The 24883-nt window shown below is 61.6% G+C and carries 28 protein-coding genes; 16 read left to right on the top strand and 12 right to left on the bottom strand.

Annotated elements, in window-relative coordinates; translation table 11 throughout:
* Positions 1-7: 7 nt before the first annotated feature.
* From AVS7_RS21205 to AVS7_RS21175, 7 genes are all read right to left on the bottom strand, one after another.
* Positions 8-817, bottom strand: coding sequence for a substrate-binding domain-containing protein (locus AVS7_RS21205; protein ID WP_024002030.1), 810 nt, complete (start codon positions 815-817; stop codon positions 8-10).
* A gap of 43 nt (positions 818-860) precedes the next feature.
* Positions 861-1688, bottom strand: coding sequence for an anti-sigma factor (locus tag AVS7_RS21200; protein WP_020230052.1), 828 nt, complete (start codon positions 1686-1688; stop codon positions 861-863).
* A gap of 9 nt (positions 1689-1697) precedes the next feature.
* On the bottom strand, positions 1698-2204 hold the full coding sequence (locus AVS7_RS21195) for an RNA polymerase sigma factor (protein WP_020230051.1): 507 nt from the start codon (positions 2202-2204) through the stop codon (positions 1698-1700).
* An 11-nt stretch (positions 2205-2215) separates the two neighbouring features.
* On the bottom strand, positions 2216-2653 hold the full coding sequence (locus AVS7_RS21190; protein ID WP_020230050.1) for a nuclear transport factor 2 family protein: 438 nt from the start codon (positions 2651-2653) through the stop codon (positions 2216-2218).
* Positions 2654-2860: 207 nt separating this feature from the next.
* On the bottom strand, positions 2861-3391 hold the full coding sequence (dsbG, locus tag AVS7_RS21185; RefSeq protein WP_020230049.1) for a thiol:disulfide interchange protein DsbG: 531 nt from the start codon (positions 3389-3391) through the stop codon (positions 2861-2863).
* A 210-nt stretch (positions 3392-3601) separates the two neighbouring features.
* Positions 3602-4078, bottom strand: coding sequence for a DNA-binding transcriptional regulator (locus tag AVS7_RS21180; RefSeq protein ID WP_024002029.1), 477 nt, complete (start codon positions 4076-4078; stop codon positions 3602-3604).
* Between the two features lie 94 nt (positions 4079-4172).
* Positions 4173-4484: an HU family DNA-binding protein gene (locus AVS7_RS21175; RefSeq protein WP_020230047.1), complete on the bottom strand. Its 312-nt coding sequence runs from the start codon at positions 4482-4484 to the stop codon at positions 4173-4175.
* A 203-nt stretch (positions 4485-4687) separates the two neighbouring features.
* On the opposite strand from AVS7_RS21175, the gene AVS7_RS21170 reads away from it, so the two are divergent.
* From AVS7_RS21170 to AVS7_RS21150, 5 genes are read left to right on the top strand one after another with little or no spacing between them, the layout of a single operon-like run.
* Positions 4688-5125, top strand: coding sequence for a TIGR03757 family integrating conjugative element protein (locus tag AVS7_RS21170; RefSeq protein WP_034691377.1), 438 nt, complete (start codon positions 4688-4690; stop codon positions 5123-5125).
* Positions 5122-6060: a TIGR03756 family integrating conjugative element protein gene (locus AVS7_RS21165; RefSeq protein WP_020230045.1), complete on the top strand. Its 939-nt coding sequence runs from the start codon at positions 5122-5124 to the stop codon at positions 6058-6060. The genes AVS7_RS21170 and AVS7_RS21165 overlap by 4 nt, the downstream gene beginning before the upstream one ends.
* A 9-nt stretch (positions 6061-6069) precedes the next feature.
* Positions 6070-7464 (top strand): integrating conjugative element protein, encoded by a 1395-nt coding sequence (locus tag AVS7_RS21160; protein ID WP_020230044.1) that lies wholly within the window; start codon positions 6070-6072, stop codon positions 7462-7464.
* Positions 7461-7820: a hypothetical protein gene (locus tag AVS7_RS21155; protein ID WP_020230043.1), complete on the top strand. Its 360-nt coding sequence runs from the start codon at positions 7461-7463 to the stop codon at positions 7818-7820. The genes AVS7_RS21160 and AVS7_RS21155 overlap by 4 nt, the downstream gene beginning before the upstream one ends.
* A gap of 15 nt (positions 7821-7835) precedes the next feature.
* Positions 7836-9383, top strand: coding sequence for a conjugal transfer protein TraG N-terminal domain-containing protein (locus AVS7_RS21150; RefSeq protein WP_020230042.1), 1548 nt, complete (start codon positions 7836-7838; stop codon positions 9381-9383).
* Between the two features lie 15 nt (positions 9384-9398).
* On the opposite strand, the gene AVS7_RS24085 is transcribed toward AVS7_RS21150, so the two are convergent.
* A complete protein-coding gene (locus tag AVS7_RS24085) occupies positions 9399-10268 on the bottom strand; it encodes an IclR family transcriptional regulator (protein WP_024002027.1) in 870 nt (289 codons plus the stop codon).
* Positions 10269-10436: 168 nt separating this feature from the next.
* Between AVS7_RS24085 and AVS7_RS21145 the strand changes: the two genes are divergently transcribed.
* The 5 genes from AVS7_RS21145 (at position 10437) to AVS7_RS21125 (ending at position 15279) form a co-directional block, all read left to right on the top strand.
* The gene (locus tag AVS7_RS21145; RefSeq protein ID WP_020230041.1) at positions 10437-11645 is read left to right on the top strand and encodes a CaiB/BaiF CoA-transferase family protein; all 1209 of its coding nucleotides are present in this window, start codon (positions 10437-10439) and stop codon (positions 11643-11645) included.
* Between the two features lie 16 nt (positions 11646-11661).
* Positions 11662-12783 carry a CaiB/BaiF CoA-transferase family protein gene (locus AVS7_RS21140; protein WP_024002026.1) on the top strand — a complete coding sequence of 374 codons (1122 nt, stop codon included), beginning with the start codon at positions 11662-11664 and terminating at the stop codon, positions 12781-12783.
* A 29-nt stretch (positions 12784-12812) separates the two neighbouring features.
* A complete protein-coding gene (locus AVS7_RS21135; protein WP_024002025.1) occupies positions 12813-13787 on the top strand; it encodes a tripartite tricarboxylate transporter substrate binding protein in 975 nt (324 codons plus the stop codon).
* A gap of 17 nt (positions 13788-13804) precedes the next feature.
* Positions 13805-14497 carry a nitroreductase family protein gene (locus tag AVS7_RS21130; RefSeq protein ID WP_082176606.1) on the top strand — a complete coding sequence of 231 codons (693 nt, stop codon included), beginning with the start codon at positions 13805-13807 and terminating at the stop codon, positions 14495-14497.
* 128 nt (positions 14498-14625) lie between these two features.
* Positions 14626-15279 (top strand): DUF599 domain-containing protein, encoded by a 654-nt coding sequence (locus AVS7_RS21125; protein WP_024002024.1) that lies wholly within the window; start codon positions 14626-14628, stop codon positions 15277-15279.
* Here AVS7_RS21125 and AVS7_RS24080 read toward each other — a convergent pair.
* The 3 genes from AVS7_RS24080 to AVS7_RS21115 are packed head-to-tail and all read right to left on the bottom strand — an operon-like array spanning position 15276 to position 16438.
* Positions 15276-15635 carry a DUF3742 family protein gene (locus tag AVS7_RS24080; RefSeq protein ID WP_082176617.1) on the bottom strand — a complete coding sequence of 120 codons (360 nt, stop codon included), beginning with the start codon at positions 15633-15635 and terminating at the stop codon, positions 15276-15278. The genes AVS7_RS21125 and AVS7_RS24080 overlap by 4 nt on opposite strands.
* Positions 15636-15662: 27 nt before the next feature.
* Positions 15663-16121, bottom strand: a complete 459-nt coding sequence (locus AVS7_RS21120) for a type II toxin-antitoxin system YhaV family toxin (protein ID WP_020230035.1) — start codon at positions 16119-16121, stop codon at positions 15663-15665.
* The gene (locus tag AVS7_RS21115) at positions 16121-16438 is read right to left on the bottom strand and encodes a type II toxin-antitoxin system PrlF family antitoxin (protein ID WP_020230034.1); all 318 of its coding nucleotides are present in this window, start codon (positions 16436-16438) and stop codon (positions 16121-16123) included. The genes AVS7_RS21120 and AVS7_RS21115 overlap by 1 nt, the downstream gene beginning before the upstream one ends.
* A 301-nt stretch (positions 16439-16739) precedes the next feature.
* On the opposite strand from AVS7_RS21115, the gene mobH reads away from it, so the two are divergent.
* Positions 16740-18581, top strand: a complete 1842-nt coding sequence (gene mobH, locus AVS7_RS21110) for a MobH family relaxase (RefSeq protein ID WP_034691333.1) — start codon at positions 16740-16742, stop codon at positions 18579-18581.
* A gap of 36 nt (positions 18582-18617) precedes the next feature.
* On the opposite strand, the gene AVS7_RS21105 is transcribed toward mobH, so the two are convergent.
* A complete protein-coding gene (locus tag AVS7_RS21105) occupies positions 18618-19352 on the bottom strand; it encodes an IclR family transcriptional regulator (protein ID WP_020230032.1) in 735 nt (244 codons plus the stop codon).
* Between the two features lie 253 nt (positions 19353-19605).
* Here AVS7_RS21105 and AVS7_RS21100 point away from each other — a divergent pair, with 253 nt between their 5' ends.
* The 5 genes from AVS7_RS21100 to AVS7_RS21080 are packed head-to-tail and all read left to right on the top strand — an operon-like array spanning position 19606 to position 24879.
* Entirely contained in the window at positions 19606-20346 is a 741-nt protein-coding gene (locus AVS7_RS21100; RefSeq protein ID WP_024002022.1) for an enoyl-CoA hydratase/isomerase family protein, read from the top strand.
* A 17-nt stretch (positions 20347-20363) separates the two neighbouring features.
* Positions 20364-21347 carry a tripartite tricarboxylate transporter substrate binding protein gene (locus AVS7_RS21095; protein ID WP_024002021.1) on the top strand — a complete coding sequence of 328 codons (984 nt, stop codon included), beginning with the start codon at positions 20364-20366 and terminating at the stop codon, positions 21345-21347.
* Positions 21348-21369: 22 nt separating this feature from the next.
* Positions 21370-22593: a CaiB/BaiF CoA-transferase family protein gene (locus AVS7_RS21090; RefSeq protein ID WP_234450046.1), complete on the top strand. Its 1224-nt coding sequence runs from the start codon at positions 21370-21372 to the stop codon at positions 22591-22593.
* Entirely contained in the window at positions 22590-23690 is a 1101-nt protein-coding gene (locus tag AVS7_RS21085) for a CaiB/BaiF CoA-transferase family protein (protein WP_020230028.1), read from the top strand. The genes AVS7_RS21090 and AVS7_RS21085 overlap by 4 nt, the downstream gene beginning before the upstream one ends.
* A gap of 19 nt (positions 23691-23709) precedes the next feature.
* Positions 23710-24879, top strand: coding sequence for a CaiB/BaiF CoA-transferase family protein (locus tag AVS7_RS21080; RefSeq protein ID WP_020230027.1), 1170 nt, complete (start codon positions 23710-23712; stop codon positions 24877-24879).
* Positions 24880-24883: the final 4 nt, after the last annotated feature.

Raw genomic sequence — 24883 nt, 5'->3', positions numbered from 1 at the left:
GATAGAACTACCGCGTGACTGGTTTCGTATCCCACCCCCACTTGGCGAAAACACGCCGACCATCGTCGGATTTCAGATAGGCGACGAAGCCGCGGGCCCCTTCAGCATTCTTTCCTTTGGCGGTAAGCACCACGCCGGTGTCCCGGTAGATCCGATACGGTTCCTCCACGGGCACGACCTGCGCCAAGTCGGGATTGGCGACCTGCCAGATGTTCCAGATCAACCAAGCGTCTATCTCAGGTTGCTGGGTCCACTGCTGCCGCGCCAATGCGCTGTTGGCCGCCTCCGGCAATACCAGGTTGCGCCGGAACGCCTTCACCACCTCGATGTCTCCCGTGCGCCCCGCGACGTCTTCCCACAGCCCCGTTTGACCAGCCCCCGCGACGGCCAGAACCTTGATGCCCGGTTTCAGCAGATCACGGAAGCCCTGGATGCCCTTCGGATTGCCCGGGCGCACCAGGATCGCCACCGGACGCAAGAAGAGCGGCTCCGCATCACGCAGTTCGAAGGCACCCGGTAGCGCCTTGGCGAAGTCGCTCATCATGTTCTCAGCGCCGCTGAACACGACATCGGCATCCGCCTTGGCCTTCTCCACCCACTGCGGAGTAGGTCCCGCCACCACGTTGACCTTGACCCCGCTGGCCGCACCGTACGCCTGGGCTGCTTCCTTCATGGCTGGCGCCGGGCCACCCGGGCCATAGACATTGATCGTCGCCGGCTCCTTCGCCGCCGAGGTCATCGCTGCCGAAACCAGCGCGATGGCCGCAGCCACGCGAAGGGCCTTGGAAAGGCTTGCGGAAATTCTGGAACTTTGCATGGATGTACTCTGTAAGAAGAAATAGAAAACAGGCTTCGGACCGCTACTTGCTGTGGCCGATCTGTCGATAGACCTCGGCAGAGACGCGCTCCAGTTCCGCCCGGCCTGAAAACGAGGAAAGCGCATAGCCAAATGGACCGTCGATCCAGTAGAAGACATTGACGTCGCCCTCTCGCGCGAACCGGAACGCGGTGCCGCTGTGCAGGCTCCCGCCTTCGGCCCGGCCAGCCGACGTGGCGGCGCGCACCTCATTGGAAACGTACAAGGTAAGCCGCGTTCCTGCCGAGTCGCGGTACATGAACTGCGCCACGGGGCCTGCGCCACCGGGCAGCAAGCGACCGCCTTCCAGGGTATAGCCGAGCGCTTGCAGGCGCGGCGGATTCATGGCGCTGCCCATGCGCTTGGACAACCAGGTGACGAGCTGGTCCTCATGGACCCCGTCGATTTCCACGGCCCTGCGTTGGTCCGGCACGAAGACCGCGTGGGCAACCGCGGCCCGCTGGACGAAGCCAGCCCCTTCCCCTGCGAAGCCAAGTCCTTGTCCAGGCGAGGCCGTGACTTCGCCGCGCAGCCCCCATCCGAGCATACCCCCGGCAAGTACCAAAGCCACACTGGCCGCCAAGCGCCACAGGGTCCAGCGCGCAACAGGACGCGCCTCCCGTAACAACCCGGCTGGGATCGGCTCGTCGGCCACGCCGTCAAACAACCCATGCAGTTCGCGGTTTTGCGCTCGCCAAGCCGCTACGCGGTGCGCGTCGTCCGGATGAGCGGCAAGGTAGGCCTCGACCTCGCGCGCACGGCTTTCGGTCAGTTGACCGTCTACCAACGCATGCAGGTCGGCTTCAGTGATGGGGGACTGGACGGTGTTCATGGCAGCGGTTCACTTCACGACTTTCATGCGCACGGGTGGCGTGCTCCCCTCCATCAGCGAGCGCAGACGCTCGCGTCCGCGCGCCAGGCGCGACATGACGGTACCCGTGGGAATGCCTAGCGTTTGCGCTACCTCTGCATAGGTCATGCCTTCCAGGCCGATCAGCAGCACGACTTCCCGCTGCTCGGCGCTCAGGTGGCGCAGCGCATCCTGCAGGTCGAAGAGTTCCAATCGGCTGGTGGAGGGGGTGGCAACGCTCGCGTCCTCCCCCTCTTGCCATTCGACGGTGGTGACGCCAGGCCGCCGCACCCGGTCGATGTACAGGTTGTGCATGATGCTGAAGAGCCAGGCCCGCATGTCGGTAATTTGGGACCAATGCGATGCCTTGGTCCAGGCACGCTCCAGCGTCTCCTGGACGAGGTCGTCCGCGTCTTCCCGTTGACTGGTCAGCGCGCGCGCATAGCGCCTTAGTCGTGGCAGCCAGGTCAGCAGGACTTGCTCGTCATGCACGCTCATGGCGGAGCGGCTCAGTGGGTCTGAGCCACGGACAGCTTGGGGTCGACCTGCCAGACCTCATTGACGATCCTGCCCTCGCGAAACGTCAGGACGTAGCGCACCGGGACGCGGGCCTTGCCCTCGAACAGCACGTTCGCCGATACCGTCGAGCCCTTGGGGTTCATCGACTCTTCGATCGCGCCGACCTGGAGCTTGAGGGGTCCCTGCGACCCCGCGAACTTTGCCCAGACGCCGCGGATGGCATCGCCGCCGGAATAGCTGCCGTCCAGCGGTCCACCGACCCATTGGAGCTGGGCGCCCTCGGCGTAAGCACGCATCACCGCGTCGACGTCGCCAGCGGCGATGGCCTGGAAATGGTCGCGGGCATCGTCGGCAGCTGCGGCGTGAACAGCGCCAGCCAGCAGGGAGAGGCCGCTGACCACGGAAGCAAGGAACAGGCGTTTTAGCATGGGGGCTCCAAGAAGAGATTGACCGGGAGTTCGACGGCCACCGTGGTCCGTCATCGCAGCAGACGTCCGTTGTCCCGGTTTTATTCCATGGGTCCGAAGGAAATTTCCTGCCATGTTGCGCGCGCCCACAGCAGAACTTCCTTGCGTCGATAAGGTCCGCTCACACAGGCTTGGCGTTCGCCCCGTTCTGAGGCTCGGTCAACCGCTTCAGGGTGCCGGCGAACCCATCACGGCATCGAGCCGATTGCTGCGCGGAAAACCCGCCACCCGCTCCACGCTGCCCGTGCCGTTACGGGAGATCAGCGCGGGGGTCCCACGAAAACCCAGTTCGCGCATCAGCAGCAAGTTGGCCTCCAAAACCTGCTCCACCGCTGTGGAGACAGCGAATGCGGGAGGAATGCCGCCGTGGGAGAAGGCGATCTCGTTTTGCTCGATGGCGGCTGCAGGATCCTTGGCACCGAGAATGGCCGCAGCCTTCCTGGCGCTATCGGATCGCACGATGCCGACCAGCAGATGACGCACCTGAACCTGCCCTGCCTTGACCCAAGGGCGGGATGCCTCCCAGAAGCGGTGGCACCACTGGCAGTTCGGATCCGTGATGACATAGACCACCCGCGGCGCTTTCGGGTTGCCATCCCGCACCCATTTCGCAGCCTCCAGCTTTCCCCACAACGCCTCGTCGTCGGCTGCGGTCGCCGCAAACGCTCCGAGCACGTTGGTGAAAGCGGTCACGAGCATCAAACTGCGGGCCGTGCCGAGTAGACGTCGCCGGGATGTCTCGGTTGCAAGTTCTCTCATATATCTCGTCGCCGACAAAGCCACTGTGATGGCCGATCCTCTCACCGCATGGGCGCTGCACTGGCCCCCAAGCTTTCCAACCGCCACGCCCACCTGCACTGCGCACAGGCCAGTCGTACGCAACCGTCGCCTAGTTCCGCTAGAAGCCGCTCACTCCGCAATCAGCCTGCGGGCTTCACGCACGCCCATCTTGAGCACTTTGCGCACGCTCACGAGTTGGGCCTCACGGGGCGTGACCGTGCCCTTCTCCCATTTGTAGACGCTCAGCGACGAGACACCGAGCAGGCGCGCCATCTCCTTCTGCGTCATCTGGAACGCTTGCCGCTTGGCCACCAGCGCCTCATGGCTGAAGACAAAAGCACGGCCTCTGCGCGTCGCCGGCCCCTGCTCGGAGGCGGCCTCAGTCTGCTGCGCTGGTCGCCGCTGCTCGGCCCCCACGATGGCTCTCTCCAACGCCTTGGTCAGGCTGCGCACCTGGCTCGCAAGTTCCTTGACGTCACGCTTGAGCGCTGCGATGTCTCCGCGCTGGCTCGTTACCGCTTTGCGCAAGGATGCGACCTCTCCCTTGTTTTCCTTGCGAGCAATGCGGGCGACTTCCGATCGGAACGATTCAGAAAATGCAGTCATGGTCGATGGCACCGTATCCGGTGAAGTGGATTGAGGTCACGCGATGATCCTGTGCCGCTCGGCTGCACCACCAGCGGCATGACTCAGGCCAGGCCTACTTGCCAGCCTTCTCGGCTTTGCGCTTAGCGGCCTTGGGGTCGACCACGGCCTTGAACTTCGCGCCGGCAACGAACTTAGGCACTGTCGATGCGGGAATCTTCAGGGCCGCGCCCGTGGCAGGGTTCTTGCCAGTACGCGCCGCACGCTTTGCGGACTTGAAGGTGCCGAAGCCGACCAGTTGAACGGCATCCCCCTTTTTGACGGCCGACTGGATGGTGTCGATCAACGTTTCGAGTACCGCATTGGCTGCTGCCTTGGACAGATCGTTTTTGGAAGCCAGGATTTCGACGAGTTCGACGCGATTCATGTTGCTGGTTGGAATTGAGGGTTGTGATCCCTGGTTTATATCGCATGGCTGTACACACCCGTTCAGCGGTGCTGGTGACCACTGCATGGGTAAACGCGCTATCCACAGTCACCAATAGGGGCAGGTCCCACTGCGCATTGTTTGTAGCGAGTGCCGGCGCATTGGTTTGAACTAGCGGGGCCCTACCTCTCTTGGCCCTCACCATGTCACTTCCAGCTCCGCGACACCTGCGTCAGTGCAAGTATGCATTGGCCGCCATAGCCGCCCTCGCTATGTCTTGTCCTGCCGTCGCGCAGGAAGTCTGGTTCATCTCCGACTCCACTCGGCCGCCGCTGGGCTCCTACGTGCCTGCTCGCGTGATTAACCTTGATGCCGCTCAGCGCATCGAGGCGGAACTGGCGGCACTGCTTCCCGGCGACCCATCCGAGGCCGAGCGCATCGCACGCCTGCGGCTCCGAGAGGGCGGCATGGCCCTGCAGCGCCGTCTGCAGGCCGCCTTCCAGGGCGTAACGGACGCCTGGAGCCTGGGCGTGGCAACAGTCCCTGCGGTAGTGGTCGACCAGAGGTATGTCGTCTACGGCGAGTCCCACGTGGACAAGGCGTTGGCCCGCATCGATCGGTACCGCAGGGAGCACCCATGAAATCCCTGTTCTTCCGCCTGCGCGCTGGTGCTGCCGCCGCCCTGCTGTGCGGGGCCGCTTCCAGCTTCGCGCTCAACACCTCCACCATCGTGTCGTCCGTCATGTCGCCGGACTGCCTGGAGTACCGCGTCGTCGGCATCTGCTACTGGCTGTACTGCACATGGACTGGCTGCACGGTGCGTACGTCTATCAAGGTGCGCCACTACGTTCCGGATGCGGTGGTGTCAAGCTACAGCAACACCGGCGAGAACCCCTGGGTCGAGGTGCGGTCCATGAGCCCGCCCAACGCATCCGCTGAGGATGGTGGGGATGGGACTACCAACGAGGACCACGAGAACAACCTCGCCAAGTTCAAGAACGCCGATGTCATCGGCCATCCCGGCGCCTTGGTCTTCAGCGAGTTCGCCTCGTCGTCAGGCTACATCTGCGAGGGTGCCGGAACCGCGTTCATGCCATATCTGCTCAGCACCCTGGACACACTGGCCTGGCGCTACAACGTCCCCGAGTCCGTTTATCCCGAGGCGCTGACACCCGGCCTGCGCGAGGTCGGCGCACGCACCTCGCTGAACCTCTGGGGCAACGTGTATCCACGCGGCGGCTTCCTGCACCAGACGGATGACCACAAGGCTGGCGCCGTTGTCGCACAGCGTGCAGGCGACATCGTCACACGACGGGGACAAGTCCACGTCTACCAGCCGCTGCTCGCGAGCGCTCGTCCCGGCTACTGGCCGGCAGGCGCCCTGAAGGAGGGCGACGCCTCGACGGGCAAGTGGCAGGAGCTCACGCCCACCCTGTCCAACAGCTGCGTGGTGTTTCCGCACAGCGGCACGCTGACCCAGGCCAAGCAGGGGGGCTATGCGTGGGCCCTGTGGCGGCCCTACGCATGCTGCGAGCGCCAGGGGCAGGTGTTCCTGGGCAGCGTTGATTTTCAGTGAGGTGACGCGATGAGGAATCCCGAATTCAAGCTCCTGTCCCCCTCGGCGGGCCGCGCCGCGGCTGCCTTGGTCCTGGCTGGCTCCATGGCTCTGATGGGCGGTGTGGCTTGGGGCCAGTTGGGCTACCAGTCCAGCGGCAGCGTCATCGGCGATGACGTTATGTACTCGATCGGCGGCGGGAGCGCCGTGTCGATGGGCCGCGCAGCCGGCATGCGCTCCCTGGGGGTTGGTGCGGGCTGGAACAGCAACCTGATCTGCGGCGACATGAGCATCACGACGACGCTCAAGAACCAGCTCAACGGCATCACGAATGGCTTCCAGCAGATCATGAGCAACGTGATCCAGAGTGCCACCAGCGCAGTGGCCTCCCTGCCGGCGCTGATCATCCAGCGCGCCGATCCTGGTCTTTACAACCTGTTGACGAACGGCGTGCTGCAGGCCAGGCTCGATTTCGACCGCTCCAAGCTGACCTGCCGCGCCATGGCTGAGAAGATGGCCGACATGGCGGGTGGGCAGCTCGGCTGGAGCCAGATGGCCGAGGGACTGGCGCTGCGCGACGCGGTGTCGAGCACGGACGCCGTCTCCGCCGTCGATCAGGCAGAGAAACGCCGTGGCAATGACGGCGTGCCTTGGGTGGGTGGAAGCAATGCTGGCGGCTCCGGCCAGCCCGCAATCAAGGTGGTGGGCGACGTCACCCGTGCAGGCTACAACTTGGTCAACGGGCGCGGTGTGACCGATACGTCCTCAATTGCCCCGCCAAGTTGCGCCAGCCTGTCGTGCCAGACCTGGACGTCGCCGCAGGCTGCCGTCGAGTGGGCCACGCGCGTCCTCGGCGAGAAGGAGCAGCGCACCTGCGACTCCTGCACCAAAACCGAGACGCTGCCCGGCGTCGGGCTGACGCCGCTGATCCAGGAAGAGTACGACACCAAGCTGCAGGCCCTCCAGGATCTCATCTCCAAGGCGAAGAACACGACGCCGGAGAACCTGCGCGAAGCCGGCAGCGCGTCGCTGCCGATCACGCGCGGCGTGATCGAGGCGCTGCGCGACGAGCCTGACCGGCACCTGCTGTCGCAGCGCTTGGCGTCCGAGGTCGCGCTGTCCTCCGTACTGGAGAAAGCGCTGCTGCTGCAGCGCACGCTGCTCACGGGCAAGAAGGAGCCCAACGTCGCGGCCAACGAGCTTGCCGTGGAGGCCGTGAACAAGGAGAGCGACACGCTCGACCGTGAGATTCGCAATCTCAAGACCGAACTGGAACTGCGCCGCGAGCTGGCCAACAACTCGCCAATGGCCATCATTCAGCGCCACGGCACCCGCGCGGCCGGCTCTCGCGGCGTCTATGAGGGCGACCCGGTGCCCGACCGGCTCGACCAGTTGCAGAAGGGCAGCCCCGGAGGTCGGCCGTGAGCCCGGGAGACGCAGCCCTCCCGCGTCCGCGCTGGCTGACCGGCCGGCGCGCGGCAAAGGCGCTGCTGTGGGCCGCGCTGATCGTCGCCGCTGCCGTGGTCGCCAACGTCGCCGGCATCTACCTTGTCGGCAGCGTTGCCCGCTGGGAGGAATGGCTGGCGGCCAAGGCAGGCTACTTCCTGGTGTGGCGGCTGTGCCTGTACGGCGGGACGGCCTACGGATGGATCTGGATGCGCCGTCGGCTGCTGACGCGCGAGCCTGATGCTTTGGAGGCCCGGCGCCGACTGGTGCGCGCGGAGATCGCTGGTGTCGTCGCCGTTCTGGCGCTCGAGGTCAGCCTCTGGATGCAGGGCTGAGGGGAGATCGAGGTCATGACGCTTATCACAACCGACTACCTGGAGTACTACCTGACGCTGGTCTCCTGGCTCATCCACAACGGCATCTGGGCGGTGCTCGTCGCCAGCGGGGTCTTTGCGCTGCCGTTCCTTGCCATCATCGTGCAGGAATGGCTCCGCGCCCGTGCGGAAGGCGCCGACGAGGGCAACAAGGGCACGCTCTCGGCGGCCCGCATCGAGAACCGGGTGTTCGTTGCCATCGTGGTGGTGATGTTCGCCGGCATCCCGTTCCTCGACGTCGACCTCAGCACCATCCAGCACGACAGTTCGCGCTCGACGCAGTGCCAGGTCAACGTCCCGTTGCCCGCCGACACCGGCTGGTCGCAGTCCTTCAGCACGCTCAACAACCAGTCCGCGAAGGTGCCGATCTGGTGGGGCTTCATGCACGCGCTCTCGCGCGCGGTCACAGGCGCATCCGTCGCGGCGATCCCGTGCGGAACCGATCTGCGGCAGATGCGCATGGAGATCGACGCCACACGCATTGACGATCCGGTGCTGGCCCAGGAGGTGGCGGATTTCACGCACGACTGCTACGGGCCGGCCCGCGCCAAACTGTTTATGCTGCGCCCGAGCCTCGACGAGGCGCAGATGCACGACGTGACGTGGATCGGATCGCGCTTCTTCACGGAGACGGGCGGCTACTACGACAGCTACCGCTCCAGCACGGCGCGCGACAACTGGCCCTACGACAGCACCCGCGACGCGGGTCTGGCGCAGGTCGCGAGCGGTGGCGGCTACCCAACTTGCAGGCAGTGGTGGGCCGAGGGCAGCAACGGCCTGCGGGCGCGACTGCTTGCCCAGGTCGACCCGAGCCTGCTGAATCGCCTCGCCGGCTGGGCCGGCTTCCTGAGCCGTGCCCAGGTGGACGACTCCGTGATCCGCGCTGTCGCTTCGCCACGGCAGCAGAAGCTGAATCAGGGTAGCGTGTACACGGACTACGGCGGGCAGATCGACAAGACGGACGCCAACATCATCACGCGCGCGGCTGGCGATGTCGGGCTCGCCATCGGAGCCGTCGGCGCGTTTCCCGCGATGGATGTGGTCCGGCAGGCACTGCCGATGGTGATGGCGCTGCTGAAGATGGCGCTGGTCATCTGCATTCCGCTGGTGCTGGTCGTGGGCACCTACGACCTGAAGACGGTCACGGTGCTGAGCATCGTCCAGTTCTCATTCTTCTTCGTCGATTTCTGGTTTCAGCTCGCGCGCTGGATCGACAGCACTATCCTAGATGCCCTGTACGGCTGGGGGTTCGGCTGGAACCGCCCGCACTGGGGCTTCGATCCAGTCATGGGACTGAACAACGCATTCGGAGATCTGCTACTCAACTTCGTGATGGGCACGATGTTCATCGTGCTCCCAACCTTTTGGATCACGGCCTTGGGGTGGGCAGGCATTCATGCGGGCAGTGCACTACAGGGCCTGATCAACGGCACTGGAGAAGCTAAGGCTGCTGGTGGAAAATTTGGAAACATGGCATTTGGAGGAGCAATGCGGATGGCTGCGAAACCCGATAAGAGCAAATAGTCTGCATATCAAGGGCTAGCTCGATTTTCGAGGCTTTGATCCCCTCCAATGTTCGGGGCGACATTGCTCGTCACGCAGAGCATGTTCAATCTCGTCACGTATGGCCTTCAGCTTTGGCAGCACGTTCTCTCGTAGATGTTCATTCTCATGGCTCGAAATTTTGAGAGAGCAGTTCAATGCATACGTCTCCCGGCTTGTCGGGTCTGCTACCGCCACGGCTATCGCATGGATGTCTGAGTGCCAGTCGCCTCGTGCATGACAGTACCCCTCTCGTCTAAAAAGCGCCACGTCGGCGCGGAGCGCTGTGGAATGCTTCTCGTAGGCGGCAGGATCAAAAGTCTTGAGGCGGTTGATGATGTGCTGTGTCTGACCTGCGGGGTTGGCCAGAACAAGGACGCGGCCTATGGCTCCAGCAAGCAGAGGCCGCGAGCTGCCTATGTCAGGCAACAGGGGGTTTTGCCGATCCGCTCGTGCGGCCTCGACATAGATCACCCGGTTGCGATCCCGCACCCCCAGGTTCACAGAGCAGCCTGTCTCCGAAGCGAGTCTTTGCATGAACGGGCGCGCGATGCCTCTAATGGCCATCGTGGCAAGAAGCGGGTGCGCCAATGAAAGGACGCCTGGTCCAAGCCGATACTTTTGATCGATTTGGTCTTGAGACAAGAAGCCCAGCATGACGAGGGTGTAAGTCAGCCTCGCCACGGTCGCCTTCGGAAGTCCAGTGATCTCACACAGGTCTTTGTTTCCAAGGGCAGGGGACGCAATGGAGAACGCCCTCAGGACCTCCAGCCCGCGCGCGAGATTCATTGAGAACTGCCGGTCGCCGCTGAGTTCGCTCGGATCAACGAGGCCAGCGAGTTTGATCTGAACTCGATTCGCAGGCATGTGTACCTCTCGATGTGTGTGCGTAGGAAGTCGCTTGCTTAGCTTAGATGGCGTATCGATCCAAGGGCAGCTCAGGGATCACGGTTCCGCCTAGCGAAACCACGACCACGGGCTCCGCTGGCATGCTTAAAGTGACCCACGGCTGACTTCCGACTATCGAAGGATCATATGAACAAGCATCAGACGCAGGGCGCGCTGGCAGGTGTGCGCATCCTAGACATGGCAACCGTTCTCGCAGCGCCATCGGGATCCACCTATTGTGCCGACCATGGTGCGGATGTGGTGAAACTGGAATTGCCCGACGGCAGTGATGCTCTACGGACACTGCAGCCTGTCAAAGACGGCAAGGCCCTCTGGTGGAAGGTTGCCAACCGCGGGAAACGCGGCATCACGCTCGATGTCAGAACCCCTCGAGGCAGGGAGATTTTCCTGCAGTTGCTGCCCAAGTTCGACGTGCTTGTGGAGAACTTCCGTGCAGGAACCATGGAGAAGTGGGGGCTGGGTTTTGATGTGTTGAAACAGGTCAACCCACGGCTCGTCATGGTGCGTCTTACTGGCTTTGGACAGACTGGCCCGTACCGCTCCCGTCCGGGCTTCGCACGTGTCTTCGAAGCAATGTCCGGTTTTACGAACCTGACTGGGGAGCAGCCAGGCTCGCCGCTGCACATGAACTTCCCGATCGGCGATTCTGTCGCGGGGATCTTTTGTGCCTTTTCGATCGCCGCGGAGATTGCACGGCTTCGTGGTGATCCGAGCTTGCCTGGCGTGGAAGTCGACCTATCAGCCACCGAAGCCCTGTTCCGGATTCTCGACCCGCTTCCCGTCGAGCACGAACTGCTGGGGTTCACGCGGCACGCCGCTGGAAACATGGCCACCTACACAGCACCGTCGAATATGTACAAGAGCAAAGATGGGGTGTCGTTCTCGATGGTGGCGTCCTCCCAGTCGACCTTCTTTCGGTTGGCCGATGCTCTGGGAAGACCTGATTGGAGAAGCGATTCGAGGTACAGCACCAGCCTCGCGCGCATCCAGCATATCCATGCATTGGACGAGGAATTGCGGCAATGGTTTGGCAACGAATTTTTCGATGCAATTCAGCCCGTCCTCGTCCAGGCAGAAATTCCTTTTAGCAAAGTAAACACCATAGAGGATGTGAAGAGAGACCCCCACTTCATCGAGCGCGATGCAATCGTGCGGATCAAGGATCCGGACTACGGAAGTATTCCCGCTCCCTGTGTCGTTCCCCGCGTGACGGGAAGGGATCTTCCCTCGATGACGACGGGGCCTGACATAGGGCAGCACAACGCTGAGATCTATGCAGAAATCGGGATTGACGACACAGAGATCGATGTCTTGACGGCTCAAGGCGTCATCTAGAACCGAGGGGCGATTCGTGAGCAATACCACGCAGGGCCGAGGCCCTCTTCGCGGCCTGAAGGTCCTAGAGTTGGAGACCGTCGGGCCGGTGCCTTGGGCAGGAATGGTTCTGGCCGACATGGGAGCCAATGTCCTTCGGATAGACCGACCCGCGGCCGTGACCATGGGCCTGAAGCGAGATGATCGGTATCAATTGACCGCAAGGGGCAAGCGTTCAGTAGGCATTGACCTGAAGGCGGCCGAGGGGCGATCCGATTTCTTGCGCCTCATTGAGCACGCAGACGTGCTGCTCGAAGGCCTACGGCCTGGGGTGCTGGAGCGATTGGGCCTGGGCCCTGACAGATGCCACGCGATCCAGCCGCGCCTAGTCTATGCACGAATGACCGGCTGGGGACAGGACGGTGATTTGGCACAAGAGGCAGGGCACGACATCAACTATCTCGCCATTTCGGGTGCACTGCACGCCATTGGGCCGGCGGAACATCCCGTCGTGCCACTGAATATCGTGGGCGACTTCGGGGGAGGCGGCATGCTGCTCGTTGCAGGTGTTTTGGCAGCTCTGCTGGAGAGGAATGTCAGCGGTAAAGGCCAAGTCGTGGATGCTGCCATGCTGGACGGCACCCTCGCGTTGATGGCCCCAATCTACGGGCGTTGGCAAGGCGGAGAGTGGCGCGATGGTCGCGAGCAAAACCCCACTGACGGGGGAGCACCCTTCTACACGGTGTACGCCACCTCGGACGGCAAGCACATGGCTGTTGGTGCGATTGAACCTCAGTTCTACAAATCCCTGCTCCAGGGCCTGGGCCTTGACGAATCCATGCTGCCATCACAACACGACCAGGGCAGATGGGCGGAGATGCGGCAGAAGTTCGGGGGCATCTTCGCAACGCGCACGCGCGACGATTGGAGCGCTGTTTTCGCGAACACGGATGCCTGCGTGACTCCCGTTTTATCGATGTCCGAAATTGAACACCATAGTCACGTTCGCAGTCGCGGCAATCTGCAGCAAGTGGACGGGGTACTGCACCCTGCGCCGGCTCCGCGCTTTTCCCGTACACCAGGGTGCATCCGCTCTGGTCCCGTGGTTCGAGGCTCGGCGTCGCCGACCACAGTGGCTGAGTGGTGCCAGGAAGACTGATTAGAGATTCACAAAGGAGACAGACGAGCATGAACATCCCGCAATCTATCCGCGCACTTGCTGCTGCCGCAGCTTTTCTGATTTCCGGCGCCTGTGCTGCAGACACGTGGCCCAGCCGACCAGTCAAAGTCTTGGTTGGATTCCCAGCAGGGCAGGCCACCGACGCGCTCGCCCGCATGATCTCGCAGGATCTGTCCCAGGCTTTGGGACAGCCCTTCGTGGTGGAGAACAGGCCTGGTCAGAGCGGCAGCATTGCGCTTGCCGCACTGGCAGCCGCTCCGGCCGATGGCTACACGATGGGCGTCGTGGCTCCCGCGGCGCTTGTCATGAATCCGCATCTATATAAAAGGGTCTCTTACGATCCTCTCAAGGACTTTATTCCTGTCGCTTCGGTAGTCGAGTTTCCGCTGGCTCTCGTCGCCAATGCCAAAGCTCCCTACAACACGGTGGAGGAACTCGTCACCTATGCCAAGGCACATCCGAATGTGGTCAATTTCGCTTCGGTGGGAAATGCAACCATGTCCCATTTGACGATGGAGCGATTCATGCACCACTATGGGATCAAGATGACCCACGTTCCTTATCAGGGGAGTAGTAAATCCATTCCCGACCTCATGGCCGGGGTCGTCAGTGTGTCGTTCGACACCGTGACCGTGGTGCGTCCGCATCTTGGCAAGGACCTGAAGGCACTTGCAGTTGCCAGCCGCGAGGAAACAGAACTGTTGCCGGGAGTCAGCACGCTGGCAACTGAGGCAAGGGGGAACATCGTTGCGAGCCCCTGGGTTGGTGTGATTTTTCCGAAAGGCGTCGCCCCGAGTATCGCCACTAAAGTGGAGAAGCTATTGGAAGCATCCTTCAAAAATCAGGATGCCCGGACCGCAGCGACACAGTCGTTGGGCGCATTGATACGCTTTAACAATGGTCAGGAGTTTTCCAACATGATTCAGGCTGATTCTATGATGTGGAAGGGCACCATCAGCAGAGTGGGCGCGAAGCTCGATTGAACTCCTGTTTAGCTGATATGAACAACCCTTTTGATCGAAGCGTTCGGGAGCGGCGCGCTATCAGGGCATTCCGCACGGATATAGTCATATCGAATGAGGAACTGCTCGATATATTGGAGCTGGCACGCCACGCGCCGAGCGGGTCGAATGCTCAACCTTGGCGAGGTTACGTATTCAGAGGGGGAGCTAGAGATAGATTGGTCGACGCCGTCACGCAGGCTTACGACCTGCGGTCGCAGGACGTTCCACCCGAAGGCGGCATCGCTACCGCGTACTATCCAGAACAGTGGTTCGAGCCATATCTGGAGCGCCGCCGACAGAATGGGCGCGTGCTCTATGAAGCCCTTGGGATAGCGCGTGGCGAGCAGGAGGCAATGCGGCGTCAGCATCGCCGGAACTTCGAGTTCTTCGGAGCACCTGTTGGCATGTTGTTCACCATGGATCGGCGGCTGGGCGGTGGTTCTTTTCTCGACTACGGGATCTATCTGCAGACTTTGATGCTGGCGGCCAAGTCGCGCGGTTGGGATACTTGCCCGCAGGCGGCATGGAACTTGTTCGATGACGCCATTCGCCCTGTCCTCAGGACGGCACAGAATGAATCCGTTCTGTGTGGTTTGGCCATCGGTCGCGCGGATACCACCGCGCCGGAAAACTGCATTCGCATCACGCGCCGGCCCGTAAAGGACATCGTGCACGTGCTCGACTCATAGATCTGCATCAATGATGCTCACTCACCCTTCTGTGGTAATCCAACATAACGTTGGAATCACTTTTGCCCAGGTATTATTGAGCAGCTTATTCAATGGATGTTTGTTCGCTGCTCGACAGCCGATAAGTCATGAATGAAGAATTGAGGTGGTTAGCGGTGTTCTGTACCGCCGCGCTCCTCATCAGCTATGAGGTCTCTCTCGCATTGGCTCGGCGCCGATGCTCTGTCTTCATAACGCGAAGTGCATATGCCAAACTGAGAGAAGACTGGCTTGTTGCAGTCTCGAATCAGAAAGGCTCGGAGATCCTGGCAGTCCAGACCTTGCGCAATGCGGTCATGTCTGCGACTGTGACTGCGTCAACTGCTGCGCTGGGCCTCATGGGGGGGCTGACGCTATCGATTCCAACGCTGCGCACCGAGTTTGGCGGCGGCGCGGGGCCCCAGCTCACCCCCCAGCTAGCGATGGAACTCACGCTGCTGGCACTGCTGTTTTTCTCACTAGTCCTGTCGGTAATGGCCGTGCGCTATTTTGGTCACGCCGGCTTCATCGTTGGCATGCCGGTGGGCTCTGACGCAAGGGTGCAGTGGATGGCGATGGGAACTGCGTATGTGCGGAAAGCGGGCGACCTCTACAGCGTGGGTCTTCGTCAGCTTGTTTTGGTCGCGCCAGTGACAGCATTCATGCTGCATCCCATGGCGGGTCCAGTCGCGTCCGTACTTGTATGCACGGTGCTATTCGGCTTCGACCGCGTCCATGATGAGGGCCCATCGCAAGGAAGCTAGGGCTCATCGTGAGGGTCATGCGGGTCGATTCGATAGCCATCGTAGGTGTATAGCCCAAATCCGACCGGGCCCTGCTTCCACTCTGGCTCTGGCGGTTCCCAGTCTGCATCCTGTACGCCCCATGCCGCAGCTACCAGAACTAGGAACAGAAGCGCCAGCCAGAAGGCCGCATAGAGCATCACCGCGAGGAGGGCTGCCTTCGCTAGCCAGGGCGCCGCCTTTGCCACAGACGCCGGCACGTTCCACGTTACCAAGCGATTTACAAGCCTCCGCTCTCCATGCACGTAGACGCGCCATCCACGGCCGAGAGAGCGGCCAAGGCGTTGTGCGGTGCTTGTGCGGGTACTCGTTTCCACGTTCATCTCCTGCTACATGTTGAGTGCCTACTCAAGTTTGCTCCAATCCCGCTTGCTTCCCTGTACCAATGCGTTCCAGTCGTCTGGCGGGCTCCCGCGCCCGAGCATCTTCTCGAACACCGCATACGGGTCTGACTTGCTGCCCGCCGAGCGCAGGGTCTGCTCATCGTTGACCCAGGCGTACACGATGACCTTTACCTTCGAGTCGTAGCGGAAGAACAGCCGGAACCGCCTTCCGATCTTGGCCCGCCGCCAGTGGCGGTGGGCCTCCCCCAGGGTGTTGCCCTGGCGGTATTCATCGCGCGCCGGATCGCCTGGCACCGCATCCAGCATCAACTGGCTCAGCGCCCGGAACAGCTTGACGTTGGCGTTGGACTCGAAGCCCTCCGGGTCGTTCTCCTGCGCCCGCAATACCGCCGCATGGAGCTTGCGCAACTGCTCGATCACGCAGTCGTGGAAGAGCAGCGTCCAGCCATGCCGTTGCATCAGAGTGCCACGTCGCCGTCGATCTCATCGCCCAGGTCTGCGCCGCGGCCAGCGTGCTCCAGCATGGCGCGCGCCAGATCCTCGGGCAGGCCCCGGACGTTCCGGCCTGCTTCAATGTCTCTGGTCAGCAGGCTCAGGAACGCGCCGATGGCAGGGTCTTCGTGCTCGGCGTCCACCCGGGTCACGACGACTTCGCTGCCCCGCAGGTCGAACGCGAGCTTGCCACCCGCATCGACGCCGAGCGCTTGGCGGATGGGCTTGGGCAGCGTGATCTGGCCTTTGGAGGTCAGCGTGGCGACTTCATGGATGGCAGGCATGGCAATGCTCCTGATTGCGATACCTGCATGGTAAGGAAAATTCCTTACCATGTCAATTTGGGCTTTCATAGTGTCCTCTGGAGTTCAGGAATGGATCGTAGGGAGGGAACAGCCAGCCTTCCCGCATCAATCCGGCCCCGCTGCTCCCCGCATTGACGGTGGACGGCCACCATCCGTCGCGCTACACCCAAACGGTTAAGGGCCAAAGGGCCGAAAGGGCAAGGGAATGGGGTGCAAGGGGAAAGGCCCTACCTGAAAAGGCCAAAAGGCCTCCCGGTCGGCCCGCCACTCGGACACCCGCATGCTTTCCCTGTTCCAACGAAAACGGCCTCCGGTCGCTGCCGCTCCATCGCCGCCGCCCGCCGTCGACCTCCCGAAAGGGTTGATGCGGCCGGAGTCGGCCGCATCGCTGCTGGCCACCCCGCGCCGGCAGAAGCTGCTGGAACACATCTGGCAGCGCACCTCGCTCTCGCGCAGGCAGTTCGCCACCCTCTACCGCGCACCCCTGGAGCGCTACGCCGAGCTGGTCCAGGCCTTCCCGGCCTCCGAAGCGCATCACCATGCCTACCCCGGCGGCATGCTCGACCACGGCCTCGAAATCGTCGCCTACGCGCTCAAGCTGCGGCAGTCTCATCTGCTGCCCATCGGCGCCAGCCCCGAGGATCAGGCGGCGCAGGCCGAAGCCTGGACTGCGGCCATCGCCTATGCCGCGCTGCTCCATGACATCGGCAAGGTGGCGGTCGATCTGCACGTCGAGCTGGCCGACGGCAGCACCTGGCACCCGTGGCACGGCCCCCTGCGTCAGCCGTACCGCTTCCGCTACCGCGACGACCGCGAGTACCGGCTCCACAGCGCCGCGACAGGCTTGCTCTACCGGCAACTGCTCGACCGCGATCTGCTGGACTGGCTCAGTGGCTATCCGTCCCTTTGGGCGCCGCTGCTCTATGTCCTGGCCGGGCAGTACGAGCACGCCGGGGTGCTGGGCGAACTGGTCGTGCAGGCCGATCGCGCCTCCGTCGCCCAGGAGTTGGGCGGCGATCCCGCGCGGGCCATGTCAGCACCCAGGCACGCGCTCCAACGCAAGCTGCTCGACGGGCTGCGCTACCTGCTCAAGGAAGAACTGAAACTGAACCAGCCCGAAGCCTCCGATGGCTGGCTCACGGACGATGCGCTATGGCTGGTGAGCAAGACCGTTTCCGACAAACTCCGCGCGCACCTGCTGTCCCAGGGCGTCGATGGCATCCCTGCGAACAACACCACGGTGTTCAATGTGCTCCAAGATCACGGTATGTTGCAGCCGACGTCCGACGGCAAGGCGATCTGGCGCGCGACCGTCACCACTTCTTCCGGCTGGTCTCATTCGTTTACCCTGTTGCGACTGGCTCCCGGGCTGATTTGGGGTGCTGACGAAAGGCCATCGCCATTCGCAGGCTCGGTCGAGATCCATGCGAGTACCCCGGAGGACGCAGACGGTGCCCCAGCCACCATGCCTACGGCGGTGGTGGAGCCTCCGCAGCAAGGCCAGCAGGCAACGCCTTGTAGGAGCAGTTGCGGTGGGACTGTCCCGCGGCATTCGGCTCAGGCCGTGCCCGACGTCATGGAGGACATGTTGGCGATGGTGGATTCCGATGCGTCTTCCCTCGACGGTCAGGGTGAAAAACGGATCTCGGGTCAGATCCCCGATGCTCCTTTGCAGGCGACAACCGTAGCACCTCGCATGACGCCTGACCCCACGCCTGTGCCTAGCTCATTGGCAGCGAGCCCATCTGGGGAGCACTTCCTGGAGTGGCTGAAGCTGGGGATAGCGTCGCGACGGCTCATCATCAACGACGCGAAAGCGCTCGTTCACACCGTGGGCGAAACAGCTTACCTCGTTAGCCCGGGAGTGTTCCAACGCTATGCGCAAGAGCATCCCCAGGTGGACGCATTGGCCAAACAGGAGAAGCAGCCGAACTGGCAATGGGTGCAAAAGCGCTTCGAAAAACTGGGCCAACACCGGAAGCAGAGCAGTGGACTAAATATCTGGATGTGCAAAGTCGCCGGGCCGCGCAAGGCTCGGTGTCTTCATGGTTATCTGCTGGAAAATCCGCTGACGGTCTTCTCTGAGGTGCCGCCTAACAACCCTTACCTGTCCATAGAGTGAACATAAAGCCGAGGGCCAATGCGAGTCGTTTGGAAATCAAAGGCGAGAGGAAATGCTCCGCGCAGCACTGAGGACTTCGTCGGCGAACTCGCGTAATGGCTTGGCTTTAATGCGGGAGGCCGGTCCTGAAATTCCGATAGCGGCCAACGGAACTCCGTCACTTCGACGGATGGGTGCTGCAACGCCCCATACCGCGTCCCGCCACTCTCCGTGATTGACCGCAAATCCGCTGCTGCGCACATGCTCCATCTCCTGGAGGAATGCCGCAGGTTCTGTGATGGTGGATGGAGTATGCCGCTTTAGCCGCTTCGAAAGCGGCGCGAGCGTTTCCTTGGGAAGCCAGGCTAAGAGAGCCTTGCCCGTTGCGACGCAGTGAGCAGGTGCGCGACCACCTACCTCCGAATAGGCGCGAACTGGTTCCGGGCTGTCGAGTTTCGCTAGGTACACGACCTCATTGCCCTGGAGTACTGACAAGTGAACGGTCTCGCGCGTGCGGCCGAGTAGTCGGGCCATGGCATCCGCCGATGCTGCCTTTATCGCCGTCACGGCGTCCATGGATTGGCCCAACTCCCAGATCCTGAGGGTGGCTCGGTAAGAGCCCTTCTCTACGTCCTTCTCCAGGTAGCCAGACTCCACGAGGCCTTGCAAAAGTCTATGCACGGAGCTCTTGCCCACGCCAATAGACATCGCCAACTCGCTGAGTGCGCGAGGCCGATCGCTGCGCACGATCAGCTCTAGAAGCTGGAGCCCCTTAATCAGTGTGTTGTTCATAGCGATGTTCCATTTTACGGAATGAAGTTCCCGAATTTCAGCATGGATCGCATCCGCTGCGCCGCGCAGTGGTGCCCGCAGATCTGCAATGCCGGTCGCAACTTTGCAGGTTGACGCAGAAAGCTCGCAAGTCTATTGTTCCTTTATCAAGACCGATCGTTCGCAAATGCGGAACGATGGATTGATGGCGTAGCAAACGCGATTGGTGCCGCGCGAAGCGCGGGAAGACTGCTTAGCAATAGGAGACAAGTAGATGGAACGAATCACAGTTCGGGACTACGACGACGGTGTCACGCTGTTCACCATTAACCGCCCAGAGCGCCGAAATGCAATCTGCTCTAGAACCGCGATTGAATTGCAGAACGCCTTCGCGGCATTCGACAAATCCTCGCAAAAGGTGGCGGTCATCACCGGCGCCGGCAATGAGGCGTTTAGCGCCGGTGCAGACGTCAACGACGTCCCTGAACTGTGGCGTTGCATCCCGACCGCGGGAGTTGGTACCGAGAAGCCGATAGTCGCGGCAGTCGCCGGCTGGTGTGTTGGGGGCGGAATTCTCTTGCCGATGATGAGTGACCTCGTGGTAGCTGCAGAGAACACGAAGTTCTCCTACCCCGAGGCGAAGCTAGGTCTCACTCAAGGAATGATCGCTGCAATGGCCGCCCGTATTCCGCACAAGGTGGCCATGGAGGTAATGATCCTTGCCCGAATTCTTGATGCGAAACGTGCCAAAGAGGTGGGTTTTATCAACGATGTTGTACCGGTGGGGGAGCAGGTCGACGCAGCCCTTGCGATGGCCCGCGAACTTGCTGGCATGGCGCCGCTTGTCATTAAGACGATCAAACGCTTCGTCACCAATTCCATCCTTCCAATCGGACCCAGTGAACACATGGCTCGCGCTCGTCGCGATCTCGAAATAGTCAGCACGAGCCACGACTATCAGGAGGGATTTGCGTCGTACAAGGAAAAGCGCACCCCGGTATTTCAGGGTCGATGAGCAACAGGGAGAGAAACATGAACTTCATCCGCAATCTCGCGTCGAAAATCCTCGTCATTGCCGCTGCTGCCTTCGCCGCCTCAACCTGTCTTGCCAGCAGCGATGACTATCCTAACAAGCCCATCAAAATCGTCGTCCCGTATCCGCCTGGCGGAACGAGTGACAGTGTCGCACGCATCGTGGCGAATGGGCTCACGCAAAAGTTCGGCAAGCCCGTGATCGTTGACAACCGAGGAGGTGCCGGAACGGTGCTGGGTACTCAGGTCGTAACGTCCAGCGAACCAGACGGGTACACCCTCCTGTTGACGTCTACGCCCCTGGCGATCAATGAAACGCTCTATGCGACTCTTCCGTATAGAGTCTTCAAAGACATCGTCCCGGTCAGTGTGGTGGCATCGGTTCCACTCGTGATGATCGTCAACCCGTCATCCAAGGCAAAGACCGTTGCGGATCTAGTGCAGATGGCGAAGGATCGACCAGGTCAGCTCACCTATGGATCATCCGGAAATGGTGGATCGCCGCATCTCTCGATGGAGATGTTTCAGGCCGCCACGGGCACAAAGTTTGTGCATGTTCCCTATAAAGGCAGTGCTCCTGCTGTGATGGATCTGGTGGCGGGGCAGACGGACGTGGTGGTCGATACAACGCTGACCACTCAGCCGCAAGTCGCCGCAGGAAAGGCACGTGCGCTCGCCCAACTGGGCGCACAGCGTTCGAAGCTAATGCCCGACATTCCGACGCTTCAGGAATCGGGGCTTGCGGGTTACGACGTTTCCTCATGGTTTGTCCTGGCAGCTCCGGGGAAGACGCCAACAGCGCTGATCAACAAGCTCAATGCCGCGGTATCCGAACTGATCGCTTCGGATGCTGTTCGAGAGACGTTTGCCAAGCAAGGGCTGGAGGCGGTTGGGGGCGATGTCGCAGCAACCAATCACTTCGTGAAACAGCAGATTGAGCGCTTCGGGACAGCGGTGAAGAACGCTGGCGTCAAAGTCGACTAATCAATGGACGTCGAGGATTCGAATGCCAGTTCAACAATCATCAAACGAGGGATCGATGGGACCGCTCGCGTCGCTGCGCGTTCTGGACCTCGGCACTATGGTGGCGGGTCCGGTCGCGTGCACCTACCTGTCCGACTTTGGCGCTGACGTGATCAAGGTCGAACAGCCGGTGGGAGGCGACACTCTGCGTGGTCTCGGTCCGTTCAAAGACGGTGAAAGCCTATGGTGGAACGTTGAGGGTCGTAACAAGCGGTCGGTCACCATCGATCTGCGGAAAGAACAAGGTCAGGCGCTGCTGAAGCGCCTTGTCCGGGAAGTCGACGTGGTCGTAGAGAACTTTCGTCCTGGCACCCTAGAAGCCTGGAACATCGGCTATGCGCAGCTCGCACAAGAGAATCCGAGGCTGGTAATGCTTAGCGTGTCGGGATTCGGACAGACAGGGCCGTATGCCAAGCGCGCGGGCTACGACCGTATGGGCCTGGCGTTCAGTGGAGTCATGGGGATCACAGGAAACCCGGACGCTCCTCCGGTACGGGTCGGCATCTCGGTGGCGGACTACTCGACGGCGACGCTTGGGGCATTCGCGGTCATGATGGCTCTATATCACCGAGACGTTAACGGAGGCCGGGGGCAGCAGATTGACCTGTCGTTGTACGAAACAATGTTCCGTTTCACAGACAACATGGTCAGCGCGTACGACCAGTTGGGAGCAGTGCGAAAGCGAACTGGGAACGTGCACCAGGCTGCGGCGCCAGGGAACAACTTCGCCACCAAGGACGGGCGATTCATCGTCATGACGATTTCCGGCGATACGCTGTTCCAGAAGCTTTGCAAAGCACTCGACCGGCCAGACTTGGCGACAGATCCGCGCTTTGAGAATCACGCCTCTCGGTGGCAGCATGTCCACGAACTCAATGACGCGGTAGCGGTATGGATGGCCGAGAGAGATGCCAGCGATGTGGCCTCTGATCTTGATGAGCATGGCGTTCCATACTCAATTCTCTACACGATAGAGGACATCCTACGGGATCCGCACTACCGGGCCCGAGAGAACATCATCGAGGTCGAGCATCCGCGGCTGGGGCCAGTGAAGATGCAAGGGATTGTTCCCAAACTGTCGGAGACTCCCGGCGCGCCGCCGCGTGCCGCTCCGGCGCTCGGCGCGGATAACGAAGCCGTTTTCACTGAGCTGCTCGGCATGGCACCGGCCGAGATTGAAGAACTGCGCAACACGGGCATCGTATGAAGGACTCTACAGGGGTGCTCGCAGGCGTCAAGGTACTGGAGTTTGACGCCATCGGACCGGTGCCTTGGTGCGCGAGGCTGCTCACGGGCATGGGGGCGGACGTCGTGCATGTTGTGCGGCCAGGCAGCAGCGCGCCGGAGGACGAGTCGGACTACATCAGGGGCGGTAGGACTGTTGTGACGCTCGATCTCAAAGAGCCCCAAGACGTCCATCGCGCTCTTCGGCTGATTGCCAACGCTGACGTACTGCTCGAAGGGATGCGCCCCGGAGTGATGGAAAGGCTCGGTCTTGGGCCCGACGACTGCTTCAGAGTGAATAGGGCGCTGGTCTATGGACGAATGACGGGCTGGGGACAGGAAGGCCCACTGGCGAAACGCGCAGGGCACGACATCAACTACATCGCGCTCACCGGCGCGCTTCACGCAATCGGCCCGAGAGAGAGGCCAGCGGTGCCGCTGAACGTCGTCGGGGACTATGGCGGCGGGGCCACCTTTCTAGCAATTGGTCTTCTAGCGGGGTTGCTGCGTGCTCGTGCCACAGGGAAAGGCGAAGTCGTCGACGCTGCAATGATCGATGGGGCCGCTGCGCTCATGGGTCCGTGCTATTCGAAGCTGGCCGCGGGTCGGTGGAACGATGCGCGAGGGGCCAACATTCTCGATGGCGGGGCACCCTGGTACGACGTCTATGAGACCAGGGACGGGGGGCACATGGCCGTAGGGGCGATCGAGCCGCGTTTCTACTCGGAACTGCTGGCAGGCTTGGGGATTGACGAAGACACGCTTCCGGTCCGCACCGAGCAAAAAAACTGGCCGGAGATAAGAGCGCGCATGGCAAAGGCGTTTCGTAGTCGCACTCGAGACGAATGGGCGGCAATTCTAGAGCCGCGTGACGCATGTGCATCTCCGGTGCTTTCACTCACCGAGGCGCCAAGCCATCCGCACAACGTGGCTCGACAGACTTTCTCGATGTGGGAGGGAAATTGGATTCCCGCCCCATCCCCTCGGGTCGGAGCTATGCAGCCGCACGAGAGAAGGTCTCGACCCGATAGCCCAGAGGCCGTGCTTCGCCGATGGAATAACGCATCGCTCATTTTCTGATTGAGCTTAAGGGAAAAAAATGACCGAGTTAAGCAAGGATGATCTTCCTCTGGCCGGCGTTCGCGTCGTGGAATTCTGTGCGGTCGCGGCCGGTCCCTTCTGCGGCATGCTGCTCGCAGACATGGGCGCCGACGTCATCAAGGTCGAGCCTCCTTCCGGAGATGCACTGCGTACTTGGCCGCCCATCAACAATGGCTTCAGCGAAAACTTCGCATCGGTGAACCGGAACAAGCGCTCCTTCGTGCTCGACCTTAAGCAGCATGAGGATGTCTTGATTGCGCAGCGGCTGTGCGCGCAAGCCGATATCGTCATAGAGAACAATCGGCCGGGAGTGATGGATCGGCTGGGGCTAGGCTATGAATCTCTTTCGAAGGGGAACGCTTCCTTGGTCTACTGCTCGATCTCTGCGTACGGCCAAATCGGTCCTCGCTCAAAGGAGGGTGGTTTTGACCTGACGATTCAGGCTGCTGCAGGGGTTATGAGCGTTACCGGAGAGTCGGAAGCCCCAGTAAAGTGCGGGGTGCCTGTCGCCGACTTCGCATCTGGGCTGTACGGAGCATTCGCCGTAGTCAGCGCACTTGCAAAGGCAAAGCAAAGCGGCGTCGGCATGCACATCGATGTTCCAATGTTCGGATGCTCGCTGGCCATCGGAGCGCTTCAAACCAGCGAATACTTCGGGACAGGAAGAAGTCCTGGAAAGCTTGGATCGGCCCATCCGAGGAATGCCCCATATCAGGCGTACCGGGCTGCAGACGGGCACTTTGCGATCGCAGCTGGAAACGACGGGCTTTGGAGAGCCGTCGCTAGTGCCGTGGGCGAACTGCAACTCACCCAGGACGCGCGCTTCCTCACACCTACTCTGCGAGCTCAAAACCAAGTGGCGCTCAAAGAGATCCTTGAGAGTCACTTCGTCGAGAAGCCGGTCGATTTCTGGATCGAAACCTTCAAGGTCGCAGGAGTGCCTCACTCGCGCATCAACACCTATGAAGAAGCGCTTGCCGATCCGCAGGTCGAGGCAATGGGTTGGGTACGCGATATCGCGCTCCCCGGGGGGAGGTTGACACGCACATTTGCGTCTCCGATTCGTATCAATGGGAGAAGTCTCCCTGTCTATGGAGCACCTCCAGCGCTGGGCGCAGATTCGGAGGCGTTGCGCGGCATCTACGCGGTGAGTAGCGGGAGCACTTGAGAGG

Origin of the sequence: Acidovorax sp. MR-S7, from assembly GCF_000400995.2 — a bacterium.
Lineage (GTDB): Bacteria > Pseudomonadota > Gammaproteobacteria > Burkholderiales > Burkholderiaceae_C > MR-S7.
This window is presented reverse-complemented; position numbering and strand designations above follow the sequence as displayed.